Source organism: Knoellia sp. AC549 (genome assembly GCF_979258975.1).
In genome coordinates this window covers 509,287-521,681 of the sequence record NZ_OZ409890.1, presented here as the reverse complement: position 1 = coordinate 521,681, position 12,395 = coordinate 509,287, and the positions used below count along the sequence as shown (strand labels likewise).

Here is a 12,395-nt window from a genome sequence, read left to right as displayed (position 1 = left end):
CGAGCCGCGATTGCAGGGTGCCGCCACCACCATGAACGAGGAGAACCACCTGTGATCCTGACTGCGCTGGCTGCAGGGACCACGACCGCCGTCCCCACCGCCGAGGGCGGTGACGGGTTCGAGACCCCCACCCCCGACATCTTCTGGCTCCCCACCTTCGGCACGAGCGGTGACTGGGCCATCACGGAGCAGATGGTCTGGGGCGGCGTCTCCGTCCTCCTCCTCAGCGTGGTCATGGTCGCGCTGTCCAAGAAGGCGGCGATCGTCCCCTCCAAGGGCCAGTTCTACATGGAGGGCTTCTACAACCTCGCGCGCAACGGCATCGCCCGCGACATGATCGGCACCAAGCACTTCCTCAAGTTCGTGCCGCTGCTCTTCAGCCTCTTCTCGCTGATCCTCATCAACAACTGGTTCGGCATCCTTCCCCCGGTCATGAACCCGACCTTCGGCCGCATCGGCTTCCCGATCGCGCTGACCCTCGTCGTCTACGTGGTCTACCACTGGATCGGCATCAAGAAGATGGGCCTCGGTGGCTACTTCCAGCACCTGGTGCCGCCGGGCCTGCCGGGCTGGATCAAGCCCGCGATCTTCGTGCTCGAGTTCATCACCTACTTCATCACCCGCCCACTCACGCTGGCGCTGCGACTCTTCGGCAACATGTTCGCCGGGCACATGCTCATCGTGCTCTTCGTGAGCGCGGGCGCCTACTTCCTCACCCAGGGCATCGCCTTCAAGCTGCTCTCGGTCCCGACGTTCATCATGGCGGCTGCCATGTTCGTCTTCGAGGCGCTGGTCCAGTTCCTGCAGGCCTATGTCTTCACCCTGCTCGCGGCCAGCTACATCGCCGGGGCGCTCGCCGACGACCACTGAGGCCCTCGGGCACTTGCGAAGTCACGGCTTCCTGATCGCACGACCCACAACTCCATAGCTCGACACCATCGAAAAATTCTTCCGCCCCGGCACTCGGCCGAGGTGGAACCCCCAGAAACACGAAAGAGGAATCATCGTGGAAGGCAACCTCTCGCTCGTCGGTTACGGCCTTGCGACCATCGGCCCGGCCATCGCCGTCGGCCTGATCTTCGCTGCCTACATCAACGGCGTCGCCCGTCAGCCCGAGGCCCGCAACCTCCTCCAGCCGATCGCCATCCTTGGCTTCGCGCTCGCCGAGGCACTTGCGATCTTCGGCCTGGTGCTCTTCTTCATCTGATGCCAGCGGCCCTCAGGGCCACGACTCATCCCCGAACTGGTTCGAAGCACTAGGAGTACCCGTGCAGTTCACCGCCACACCGTCGACGGTTGTCTCTCTGGCGACCGCCGAGGGCGCCAAGATGCCCCTCATCCCGCACATCCCCGAGCTGATCTTCGGTCTCGTGATGATCGGGGTCCTCTACTGGGTGGTGTCGACCAAGGTCGTCCCCAACCTGGAGAAGGCCTACGAGGAGCGTCGTGCTGCCATCGAAGGCGGCATGGAGCAGGCCGAGGAGGCCCAGGCCCAGGCCCAGGCCGCCCTCCAGCAGTACGAAGCCCAGCTGCACGAGGCCCGCACCGAGGCCAACGCCATCCGTGAGGAGGCGCGGGCCGAGGGTGCCTCCATCGTCACCGAGCTGCGCGAGAAGGCGCAGGCGGAGGCGAGCCGGATCACCGAGTCGGCCAAGCGACAGATCGAGGCCGAGCGCCAGCAGGCCGTGGTCTCGCTGCGCTCCGAGGTCGGCACGCTCTCGACGACTCTCGCCAGCCGCATCGTCGGTGAGTCGCTCGAGGACGAGGTGCGCCAGAAGGGCATGATCGACCGCTTCCTCGCCGAGCTCGAGAGCGGCGCCGTCCGCCCCGAGAAGGTGTCCGCAGCATCGGTTGCGGCCCCGACCGAGGAGTCCGGCCAGGGTCAGCTCGACCTCGGCAACGGCGGCACGGCAGGGCGGGACGCCTGATGCGTGGCTCGTCGCGTGGTGCCGGGCTGGCGGCCGAGAAGGCCCTCGACCTGGCTCTCGACGGCGTCGACCGGGCCGCTCTCGCCGAGGAGCTCTTCTCGATCGCGGGAACGATCGAGGGCGACGCCGCACTGCGACGCGCCTTCGCGGACCCGGCGCGGGACGGTGAGGCCAAGCGTGGCCTGGCCGACCGGATCTTCGGTGGCAAGGTGAGCGAGACGGCCACGTCCCTGACGGGCGAGGTCGTCGCGCAGCGTTGGGCCAACGAGGGCGACCTCAGCGACACCTTCGAGGCACTCGCCGTTCGTGCGTTGCTCGCCCACGCCGAGAAGGAGGGTCGCATCGACACCGTCGAGGAGGAGCTCTTCCGCTTCGAGCGCATCGTCGCCGGCAACACCGCGCTTCGCGACACGCTCTCGAGCCGCAACACCGACGCCACGGGCAAGGCCGGCATCGTGCGCGGCCTGCTCGAGGGCAAGGCGACGCAGGAGACCGTTCGGCTCGCTGAGCAGGCGGTCCTCGTCTCACGTGGTCGCAGGCTCGACCGAGTGCTCGAGACCTACCTCAGGCTCGCCGCGACCCGTCGCGACGAGCTCGCTGCCGTCGTCTCGGTCGCCATCCCGCTCGACGAGCAGCAGCAGTCGCGCCTCGCTTCGGCGCTGCGTGACATCTACGGCAAGAAGGTCACCCTGCAGACGGTGCTCGACCGTGGCGTCGTCGGTGGGATCCGGGTCCAGATCGGCGACGAGGTCGTCGACGGGACCGTCCTGCGGCGCCTCGAAAAGGTGCGACACGACCTCGCTGGCTGACCCCGAGGAACCTTGCAGGGACCGGACGGCATACCGAGCCTTCCGCCTCGACCACATCTGAAGAAGCACCACACCCCACACACTTCGGCTCAATCGGAGCCGGCAGCTGTTACACCAAAGGGAGAAGAGATCACATGACGGAGCTCTCGATCCGTCCGGAGGAGATCCGGGACGCACTGGACACCTACGTCCAGTCCTACGAGCCCGGCGCGGCTTCGCGTGAAGAGGTCGGCCGCGTCACTGACGCCGGTGACGGCATCGCCCACGTCGAGGGCCTGCCCTCGGCCATGACCAACGAGCTCCTCGAGTTCGAGGACGGCACGCTGGGCCTCGCGCTCAACCTCGACGTCCACCAGATCGGTGTCGTCATCCTCGGTGACTTCTCCAAGATCGAGGAGGGCCAGGAGGTCAAGCGCACCGGAGAGGTCCTCTCCGTTCCCGTGGGAGACAGCTTCCTCGGTCGCGTCGTCGACCCGCTCGGCAACCCGATCGACGGTCTCGGCGACATACAGAGTGACGAGCGCCGCGCGCTCGAGCTTCCAGGCGCCCAACGTCGTCCAGCGCAAGTCGGTCCACGAGCCGCTGCAGACCGGCCTCAAGGCCGTCGACGCCATGACGCCGATCGGCCGTGGCCAGCGCCAGCTCATCATCGGTGACCGTCAGACCGGCAAGACCACCGTCGCCGTCGACACGATCATCAACCAGAAGGAGTTCTGGGAGACGGGCGACCCCAACAAGCAGGTCCGTTGCATCTATGTCGGGATCGGCCAGAAGGGCTCGACCATCGCGTCGGTCCGCGGCACCCTCGAGGATGCCGGCGCGATGGAGTACACCACCATCGTCGCGGCGCCCGCCTCCGACAGCGCCGGCTTCAAGTACCTCGCCCCCTACACCGGCTCGGCCATCGGCCAGCACTGGATGTACCAGGGCAAGCACGTCCTCATCGTCTTCGACGACCTGTCCAAGCAGGCCGAGGCCTACCGCGCGGTGTCGCTGCTGCTGCGTCGCCCGCCGGGTCGCGAGGCCTACCCGGGTGACGTCTTCTACCTGCACTCCCGCCTGCTCGAGCGTTGCGCGAAGCTCAGCGACGAGCTCGGTGCGGGCTCGATGACCGGTCTGCCGATCATCGAGACCAAGGCGGGTGACGTTTCGGCCTACATCCCGACCAACGTCATCTCCATCACAGACGGCCAGATCTACCTCCAGGCCGACCTCTTCAACTCCAACGTCCGCCCCGCGGTCGACGTGGGTGTCTCGGTGTCGCGAGTCGGTGGCGCCGCGCAGACCAAGGCCATGAAGGGCGTCTCCGGTCGTCTCAAGCTCGACCTCGCCCAGTTCCGTGCCCTCGAGGCCTTCGCGATGTTCGCCTCCGACCTCGACCCTGCCTCCAAGGCCCAGCTGGCCAAGGGCGCACGACTCGTCGAGCTGCTCAAGCAGGCGCAGTCGGCGCCGTTCCCGGTCGAGGAGCAGGTCGTCTCCGTGTGGGCCGGCACCACCGGTCAGCTCGACTCCGTCGCGGTCGAGGACATCCGCCGCTTCGAGTCCGAGTTCCTCGGTCACCTCCGCCGCAGCAAGAAGGACCTGCTCGACGCGATCCGTGAGACGGGCAAGTTCGAGAGCTCGACCGAAGAGGCGCTCAAGGCCGAGATCGACTCCTTCAAGAAGGGCTTCGAGCCCTCCAACAAGGAGAACCTCCCGATCGGCGACGAGTCCGAGAGCGGCGACGACGCCCTCGACTCCGAGCAGGAGAAGATCGTCAAGCAGAAGCGCTGACGCTTCCCGGTATGCCGGGTGGTCACCTCCGTGACCACCCGGCACCGGAAGCCAGGGCAGAGCTCGAGTGACCCGCTCACCTCGGGCACACGGCATACCGGCTCGGTTCCACCAGGCACAGCACCACCTCAGACACAGCACCACCACAGACTTCAGACCAGGAAGGGCGGCAAACTATGGGAGCGCAGATCCGGGTTTACCGGCAGCGCATCCGGTCCGTCAGCGCGACGAAGAAGATCACGCGGGCCATGGAGCTCATGGCCGCGGCTCGCGTCGTCAAGGCCCAGCAGGCCGTGCGTGAGTCGACCCCGTACGCGCGAGCGATCACGCGGGCCGTCTCGGCCGTCGCGACCTTCTCCAACGAGGACCACATCCTCACGACCGAGAAGGAGAAGGTGACCCGCGCTGCGGTCGTCATCATCACCTCGGACCGCGGGCTGGCCGGCGCCTACAGCTCGTCCGTGCTCAAGGAGTCCGAGCGCCTCATCGCGCGACTGCGTGAAGAGGGCAAGGAAGCCATCCCCTACCTCCTCGGTCGCAAGGCCGTCGGCTACTACAAGTTCCGTGGGCGCGAGTCCGCGGCCGAGTGGACCGGCAACTCCGAGAAGCCCACCTTCGAGACCGCCCGCGAGATCGGTGAGCGGCTCGTCGGGGACTTCCTCCTGGACACCGAGTCCGAGGGTGGCGTCGACGAGGTCCACATCGTCTACTCACGGTTCGTGTCGATGGTGACCCAGGAGCCCGAGGTCATCCGCCTCCTCCCGCTCGAGATCGTCGAAGGGACCGAGGCGCCCGCAGAGGGCGAGCTGTTCCCGCTCTACGAGTTCGAGCCGAGCGTCGAGGAGGTGCTCGACGCGCTGCTGCCCAAGTACGTCACGTCGCGCCTGTTCAACTGCATGCTCCAGGCCGCCGCGTCCGAGCTGGCCGCGCGACAGCGCGCGATGAAGTCCGCGACGGACAACGCCGAGGAGCTCGTCAAGAAGTACACCCGACTGGCCAACCAAGCCCGTCAGGCCGAGATCACCCAAGAGATCAGCGAAATCGTCGGTGGCGCCAGCGCCCTGGCCGAGAGCAAGTGAGAGAGAACATGACTGCCACTGTCACAGGCACTGACAACCACTCCAGCGACTCTGCGCCCGGCGGCATCGGCCGTGTCTCGCGCATCATCGGCCCGGTCGTCGACATCGAGTTCCCGGCCGACGCCATGCCCGAGCAGTACAACCTGCTCACCACCACGGTCGAGCTCTCGGGTGAGACGAAGAACCTCAACCTCGAGGTCGCCCAGCACATCGGCGACAACATGGTTCGCGCCATCTCGCTGCAGCCGACCGACGGCCTCGTCCGGGGCACCCAGGTGCAGGACACGGGCGGTCCCATCACGGTTCCCGTCGGCGACCAGACCCTCGGCAAGGTCTTCAACACCACCGGTGAGGTCATGAACCTCGCCGAGGGCGAGACCTTCGAGGTCAAGGAGCGCTGGGGCATCCACCGCAAGGCTCCGGCCTTCGACCAGCTCGAGTCCAAGACCGAGATGTTCGAGACCGGCATCAAGATCATCGACCTGATGACCCCCTACGTGCAGGGTGGCAAGATCGGCCTGTTCGGTGGCGCCGGTGTCGGCAAGACCGTCCTCATTCAGGAGATGATCGCCCGAGTCGCGCGCAACCACGGTGGTGTCTCGGTGTTCGCCGGTGTCGGCGAGCGCACCCGTGAGGGCAACGACCTCATGGTCGAGATGGAGGAGGCCGGCGTCCTCGGACAGACCGCCCTCGTCTTCGGCCAGATGGACGAGCCGCCGGGCACGCGTTTGCGGGTGGCCCTGTCTGCGCTCACGATGGCCGAGTACTTCCGTGACGTGCAGAACCAGGACGTGCTGCTCTTCATCGACAACATCTTCCGCTTCACCCAGGCCGGTTCCGAGGTGTCGACCCTTCTCGGTCGTATGCCGTCAGCCGTGGGCTACCAGCCGACCCTCGCCGACGAGATGGGCGTCCTCCAGGAGCGCATCACCTCGACCCGAGGCAACTCGATCACCTCGATGCAGGCGATCTACGTGCCCGCCGACGACTACACCGACCCGGCCCCGGCCACGACGTTCGCGCACCTCGACGCGACGACCGAGCTGTCCCGTGAGATCGCCTCGCTGGGTATCTACCCGGCCGTGGACCCGCTCACGTCGACCTCGCGGATCCTGGACCGTCGCTACATCGCGGATGACCACTACGACACCGCGGTGCGCATCCGGTCGATCCTCCAGCGCAACAAGGAGCTGCAGGACATCATCGCGATCCTCGGCATCGACGAGCTCTCCGAGGAGGACAAGATCCTCGTCAACCGGGCCCGTCGCATCCAGCGCTTCCTCGGCCAGAACACCTACGTCGCCAAGCAGTTCACCGGCATCGAGGGCTCGACGGTGCCGCTCGTCGACACGATCGAGGCGTTCACGAAGATCGCCGACGGCGACTTCGACCACTTCCCCGAGCAGGCCTTCTTCATGTGTGGTGGCCTCGACGACGTCGAGCGCCAGGCCGCAGAGATCCAGAAGAACCTCTGAGTCGTTCCGTTGGTCGCAGGGCCGATGCCGCGAGCGGTGTCGGCCCTGCGCCGTACGGCGCCGGAGCTCTCAGGCAGCGCCGGTAGACTTCACTTCCACACCACTTCCCGGAGGAACACGTGAGCCAGCTGCAGGTTGAACTCGTCGCCGCGGACCGCAAGGTCTGGGAGGGCGAGGCGAGCCAGGTGAGCGCCCGCTCCATCGAGGGCGAGCTGGGCATCATGCCCGGCCACACCCCCATCCTCGGCGTCCTTGTCGAGGGCGAGATCAAGATCCACGGCGAGGGCGGTGTGCGCACCGCCACGATCGACGGTGGCTTCCTGTCCGTCGACCACGATCGCGTGACCATCCTCGCCGAGGCCGTCGACGCCTCGGGTCTGACGAACTGACGCAGGGGCAGGTCGCGCCATGACGCCGATCGTCGCCGTCGAGCTGGTGCTCGCGGTGACGGTCGCCCTGCTCGTGGCGGGCGTCGCCTACGTCCTGCTCCGGCGTCGCTACATCTCCGGTGGCAAGCCGCTCATGCTCTGTGCGGTCAGCACGGGTGAGCGCCGTTGGCGTCTGGGCCTGGCGCGCATCGCGGGGGATCGACTCGACTGGTTCTCGGTCGTCGGTCCCTCCTTGCGTCCCGGGCACTCCTGGGTCCGTCACGACCTCGACCTGGGAGCACCTCATCGGCTCGCCGAGTCGGTCCCGGGCCTTCCGTCGGACGCCGTGTGCGTGACCGGACGGTCGCGGTCGGACGACTACGAGCTCGCACTCAGCCCGGCGGCATACACGTCCCTGCGCGCCTGGCTGGAGAGCTCGCCCCCCGGGTTCAACGTCAACGTCGCCTGAGCGAACGGGCCGGACTCAGTCGTCGTCGGTCGTCGCGTCGTCCCCCTGCGGGGTCGGCGCACCTTTGGCCGGTGCCTCCGCCCGACCGCCACCGGGCTGCCACAGGACGTCGCCGCCGGCACCGAGGTTGGCGACGCGGGCGAGGATGAAGAGGAGGTCCGACAAGCGGTTGAGGTATGCCGCGGTCGTCGGGTTCACGCCGCCCTCACCCTTGGCGGTGCCGACCTCCGTGCCGTGGGCCTCGAGGGCCGCCCAGGTCGAGCGCTCGGCCCGCCGGACCACGGTCGTCGCCTGGTGCAGGTGCGCCGCACCGACGGTGCCGCCGGGGAGGATGAACGACCGGAAGCTTGTCGAGCTTGGCGTTCTGGGTGTCGCAGTCCGCTTCGAGCTCGTCGATCCACTCCGACCGGACCCGCAGCGGCGGGTACTCCGGGTTCTCGAGCAGGGGAGTGCAGAGGTCGGCGCCGACGTCGAACAGGTCGTTCTGCACGCGGGTGAGGATGGCTCGCACGTCCTCGGTCAGCTCGCCCGTGGCGAGCACGACCCCGATGACGGCGTTGGCCTCGTTGACGTCGGCGTAGGCCGCGAGCCGCGGGTCGGTCTTGCGCGTGCGGCTGAAGTCCCCGAGCCCGGTCGTGCCGTCGTCGCCGGTGCGGGTGTAGATGCGGGTGAGGTTGACCATGGGCCGAGCCTGCCAGAAGCCTTTGCCGAGTCTTTACCCGGCGCATGCCCGGCCCGTGGCGGGGGTCGCGTTCAATGGGGTTCGGATGAAGAAGGCGACCGTGGATCAGCGTGGACACACGATCGTGACCCTCAGCGAGCGTCGCGACCCGTCTGGACACCATGTCTCGCTGCGCGGACGCCTCGACTTCCACACCGTGCCCGACCTGCGGATGGTGCTCCATCGCATCGTCGACGACGGCCACGACGACCTCCTCGTGGATCTCGCCGAGTGCGAGATCGGCGACGCGACCGGCTTCGGCCTCATCGTCGAGTGCCTGCGTCGAGCGCGTCGGGGTTCGCGGGCCTTCTGCATCGTCGAGGCCGACGACCGCACGCGTCGCCTGCTGCGCCGGGCCCGGCTGAACCACCTCATCGGCACCGGTCCGGCGGACCTCACCACCGCGGTCGGCTGACCTCTGCCATCCTGTCCGTGTGTCGAACCGCGTGACAGATCGTGTGGGAGAGCCGGTGCAGGACACCCCGTCTGCCCCACGGCGTGTCCTCGGCCTGGATGCCGCGCGCGGCCTCGCCGTGGTGGCCATGGTCATCGCCCACGGGGTCCCGTTCGTCAGCGGTCGCGTGTCCGAGTCCGGCGCCTTCGTGCTGCAACAGGTCAACGACCTGGCATCCCCGCTCTTCGTCCTCGTGATGGGGGTGGCCGCAGGGTTGAGTTTCGGGCGCGGAGCCGCTTCTCGGGGCATCGTGCGCGCGGTGGTCAAGGGAGTGGCGTTGATCCTGCTGGGGGTCGGGCTCGAGCAGCTGGACCACTGGGTGGCCGTGATCCTGCACGTCCTGGGACTCCTGCTCATCGTCGGGACGCCCCTGCTCGTCCTGGGTTCGCGATGGCTGGTGGGGATCGCGGCGGTCCTGTTCGTGGGCGGGCCCTGGGTGATCGAGGCGGTGACGCGCGCAGCCGGCGGGGTCGCCGGCGGCGCGGCGACCACCGCGGGCTGGGCGGCCAACCCCCTCGTGCAGTGGCTCGTGACCAACACGCACTACCGCGTGCTCACCCTCCTCCCGCTCTTCCTCGTGGGCGTCGTCCTGGCCCGGCGAGGCCTGAGTGACGAGCGCGCGTCGTGGTGGTGCGTCATGGGCGGGCTGGCCCTGCTCTGGGCGAGCTTCGCCGCAGAGCTGTTGGGGCACCCGGTCGTCTTCTCCGGTGACCACCCCGACCAGGTGCAGGAGAACGGACTGGCCCTCGCGGCATACGGGCTCGTCATGGCGACCGACCTCGCGGGGGAACGACGACCATCGGTGTATGCCGTGCTGCGCCCGCTGGCGCTCGTCGGCCAGGTGGCGTTGTCGCTGTACGTCTTCCACGTGGTCCTGCTCGTGCCCCTGATCCCGGGCTTCCCCGAGGGTGGCTGGCTGCCCTTCGGGTTGCTGCTCGTGGTGGCGCTGGTCGTGGCCTGGGGGTGGGCACGGTTCGTCGGGCGCGGCCCGATCGAGTGGCTCATCGAGCGGCTGTCACCGTCCCGCCGCCCTCGAGCGGCTGCGGCGGCGTGAGCACTCTCACGACCTGAGACCCTGTCTCGGCTCTTGGGCCGCGCGTAGCGTTGCGGCATGCCCGAACACCCCTCTGCCGACGCGGTGCCCGCTGCTTCCCCCGCGCGCCCCGATCGTGACCGACCGTGGGTCATGCGCACGTATGCCGGCCACTCGAGTGCCGCTGCCTCGAACGCGCTCTATCGCCGCAACCTCGAGAAGGGGCAGACCGGGCTGTCGGTCGCCTTCGACCTCCCGACCCAGACGGGCTACGACCCGGACCACGTGCTCGCGCGCGGCGAGGTCGGCAAGGTCGGCGTCCCCATCTCGCACATCGGCGACATGCGCGCCCTCTTCGACCAGATCCCGCTCGCCCAGATGAACACGTCGATGACGATCAACGCAACGGCGATGTGGCTGCTCGCGATGTACCAGGTGGCGGCCGAGGAGCAGGCCGCGGCGGCGGGAGAGGACGCGGCCGCGGTCGTCAGGGCACTCGGCGGCACGACGCAGAACGACATCATCAAGGAGTACCTGTCGCGCGGGACCTACGTCTTCGCGCCCGCGCCGTCGCTGCGGCTCATCACCGACATGGTCGCCTACACCGTTTCCGACATCCCCAGGTGGAACCCGATCAACATCTGCAGCTATCACCTGCAGGAGGCCGGCGCCACGCCCGTGCAGGAGATCGCCTACGCGATGTCGACGGCGATCGCGGTGCTGGACGCGGTCCGCGACGCCGGTCAGGTCCCACCGGAGCGCTTCGGTGAGGTCGTCGCCCGCATCTCGTTCTTCGTCAACGCGGGCGTGCGGTTCGTCGAGGAGATGTGCAAGATGCGCGCCTTCGTCGAGCTCTGGGACGCAGCTGACCCGTGAGCGCTACGGCGTGACCGACGCCAAGCAGCGCCGCTTCCGCTACGGGGTCCAGGTCAACTCGCTGGGCCTCACCGAGGCCCAGCCCGAGAACAACGTTCAGCGCATCGTTCTCGAGATGCTCGCCGTCACGCTGTCCAAGGGTGCCCGTGCCCGCGCCGTGCAGCTGCCCGCCTGGAACGAGGCCCTCGGCCTGCCGCGGCCGTGGGACCAGCAGTGGTCGCTGCGCATGCAGCAGGTGCTCGCCTATGAGTCCGACCTGCTGGAGTACGACGACCTCTTCGAGGGGTCGAGCGTGGTCGAGGCCAAGGTGGCCGAGCTCGTCGCTGGAGCCAGGGCCGAGATCGACCGCGTGGCCGAGCTCGGGGGAGCCGTGGCCGCCGTCGAGAGCGGCTACATGAAGTCGGCGCTCGTCGCATCACACGCCCTGCGCCGCCAGCGGATCGAGACAGGCGAGGACGTCATCGTCGGCGTCAACAAGTTCGAGACGACCGAGCCCAACCCCTTGACCGCTGATCTCGACACGGCCATCCAGACGGTCGACGCGGGCGTCGAGGCGGCCGCGGCGGCCGCTGTGCGGAAGTGGCGAGAGACACGCGATGCGGATCCCGCCAAGCGCGAACGAGCGGCTGCCTCGCTCGCGCGACTCAAGGCAGCCGCACAGACGGACGAGAACCTCATGGAGGCCTCGATCGAGTGCGCCCGTGCGGAGGTGACGACGGGGGAGTGGGCCCAGGCACTGCGTGAGGTGTTCGGTGAGTTCCGTGCTCCGACCGGTGTCACCGGCTCGGTCGGGCTGACCGGGGGTGCTGCAGGCCTCGAGCTGTCCGCCGTGCGCCAGCGGGTGGCAGAGCTGCGCGACGAACTCGGCGAGACGCTGCGCGTGCTCGTCGGCAAGCCAGGGCTCGACGGGCACTCCAACGGTGCCGAGCAGATTGCCGTGCGGGCGCGGGATGCGGGGTTCGAGGTCATCTATCAGGGCATCCGGCTCACGCCCGACCAGATCGTGGCCGCTGCCGTGTCCGAGGACGTCCACCTCGTGGGCATCTCGATCCTGTCGGGATCGCACATGGAGCTCGTCCCCGAGATCCTCGTGGGACTGCGTGAGGCAGGTGCTGGCGACATCCCGGTCATCGTCGGCGGGATCATCCCCGAGTCCGACGCGGCCAGGCTCAAGGCGCTCGGAGTCGCCGAGGTGTTCACGCCGAAGGACTTCGGGCTCAACGAGATCATGGGCCGCTTCGTCGACGTCGTCCGCGACTCCCGCCTCCCGGCCGAGGCGCCCACCGCCTGACCTGCACCCCCAATCCCACCCCTCCCAACTTTCCCGCCGGAAGTGAGTTTCTCTCACTTCGCCTGACCGCCGCGATCAAGCGAGGTGAGAGCTTGTCCTGCTCAGTGCGCCCGGATGGT

10 protein-coding genes and 3 pseudogenes are annotated in these 12,395 nt (G+C 68.2%); 12 read left to right on the top strand and 1 reads right to left on the bottom strand.

Going from position 1 to position 12,395, the window contains the following annotated elements; all coding sequences use genetic code 11:
* The first annotated feature begins 51 nt into the window (after positions 1–51).
* From atpB to ACZZ98_RS02415, 9 genes and pseudogenes are all read left to right on the top strand, one after another.
* Entirely contained in the window at positions 52–870 is an 819-nt protein-coding gene (gene atpB, locus ACZZ98_RS02455) for a F0F1 ATP synthase subunit A (RefSeq protein WP_463514789.1), read from the top strand.
* A 130-nt stretch (positions 871–1,000) separates the two neighbouring features.
* Complete coding sequence (locus ACZZ98_RS02450) at positions 1,001–1,207, top strand: ATP synthase F0 subunit C (protein WP_211254743.1); 207 nt, start codon at positions 1,001–1,003, stop codon at positions 1,205–1,207.
* Positions 1,208–1,268: 61 nt separating this feature from the next.
* Positions 1,269–1,928 (top strand): F0F1 ATP synthase subunit B, encoded by a 660-nt coding sequence (locus ACZZ98_RS02445; protein ID WP_463514788.1) that lies wholly within the window; start codon positions 1,269–1,271, stop codon positions 1,926–1,928.
* Positions 1,928–2,737 carry a F0F1 ATP synthase subunit delta gene (locus ACZZ98_RS02440; protein ID WP_463514787.1) on the top strand — a complete coding sequence of 270 codons (810 nt, stop codon included), beginning with the start codon at positions 1,928–1,930 and terminating at the stop codon, positions 2,735–2,737. Before ACZZ98_RS02445 ends, ACZZ98_RS02440 begins: the two co-directional genes overlap by 1 nt.
* Positions 2,738–2,871: 134 nt before the next feature.
* Positions 2,872–4,510 (top strand): annotated as a pseudogene (gene atpA / locus ACZZ98_RS02435) (F0F1 ATP synthase subunit alpha).
* A 176-nt stretch (positions 4,511–4,686) separates the two neighbouring features.
* Positions 4,687–5,589, top strand: a complete 903-nt coding sequence (locus ACZZ98_RS02430; RefSeq protein WP_463514786.1) for a F0F1 ATP synthase subunit gamma — start codon at positions 4,687–4,689, stop codon at positions 5,587–5,589.
* An 8-nt stretch (positions 5,590–5,597) separates the two neighbouring features.
* The gene (atpD, locus tag ACZZ98_RS02425) at positions 5,598–7,064 is read left to right on the top strand and encodes a F0F1 ATP synthase subunit beta (RefSeq protein ID WP_380085413.1); all 1,467 of its coding nucleotides are present in this window, start codon (positions 5,598–5,600) and stop codon (positions 7,062–7,064) included.
* A gap of 119 nt (positions 7,065–7,183) precedes the next feature.
* Complete coding sequence (locus ACZZ98_RS02420) at positions 7,184–7,453, top strand: F0F1 ATP synthase subunit epsilon (RefSeq protein WP_380085412.1); 270 nt, start codon at positions 7,184–7,186, stop codon at positions 7,451–7,453.
* Positions 7,454–7,472: 19 nt separating this feature from the next.
* The gene (locus tag ACZZ98_RS02415) at positions 7,473–7,901 is read left to right on the top strand and encodes a DUF2550 family protein (protein WP_463514785.1); all 429 of its coding nucleotides are present in this window, start codon (positions 7,473–7,475) and stop codon (positions 7,899–7,901) included.
* 15 nt (positions 7,902–7,916) lie between these two features.
* Here ACZZ98_RS02415 and ACZZ98_RS02410 read toward each other — a convergent pair.
* A pseudogene (locus ACZZ98_RS02410) lies at positions 7,917–8,583 on the bottom strand (cob(I)yrinic acid a,c-diamide adenosyltransferase).
* Between the two features lie 100 nt (positions 8,584–8,683).
* Here ACZZ98_RS02410 and ACZZ98_RS02405 point away from each other — a divergent pair.
* From ACZZ98_RS02405 to ACZZ98_RS02395, 3 genes and pseudogenes are all read left to right on the top strand, one after another.
* Positions 8,684–9,037 carry an STAS domain-containing protein gene (locus ACZZ98_RS02405; protein ID WP_463514784.1) on the top strand — a complete coding sequence of 118 codons (354 nt, stop codon included), beginning with the start codon at positions 8,684–8,686 and terminating at the stop codon, positions 9,035–9,037.
* 55 nt (positions 9,038–9,092) lie between these two features.
* Entirely contained in the window at positions 9,093–10,130 is a 1,038-nt protein-coding gene (locus ACZZ98_RS02400; protein WP_463514783.1) for an acyltransferase family protein, read from the top strand.
* A 132-nt stretch (positions 10,131–10,262) separates the two neighbouring features.
* Positions 10,263–12,276, top strand: a pseudogene (locus ACZZ98_RS02395) (protein meaA).
* Positions 12,277–12,395: the final 119 nt, after the last annotated feature.

Bases quoted from the DNA above. Each gene is read 5' to 3' on its own strand.
- ACZZ98_RS02415 (WP_463514785.1), top strand. From the start codon at position 7,473: ATGACGCCGATCGTCGCCGTCGAGCTGGTGCTCGCGGTGACGGTCGCC.
- ACZZ98_RS02440 (WP_463514787.1), top strand. From the start codon at position 1,928: ATGCGTGGCTCGTCGCGTGGTGCCGGGCTGGCGGCCGAGAAGGCCCTC.
- atpD (WP_380085413.1), top strand. From the start codon at position 5,598: ATGACTGCCACTGTCACAGGCACTGACAACCACTCCAGCGACTCTGCG.
- ACZZ98_RS02430 (WP_463514786.1), top strand. From the start codon at position 4,687: ATGGGAGCGCAGATCCGGGTTTACCGGCAGCGCATCCGGTCCGTCAGC.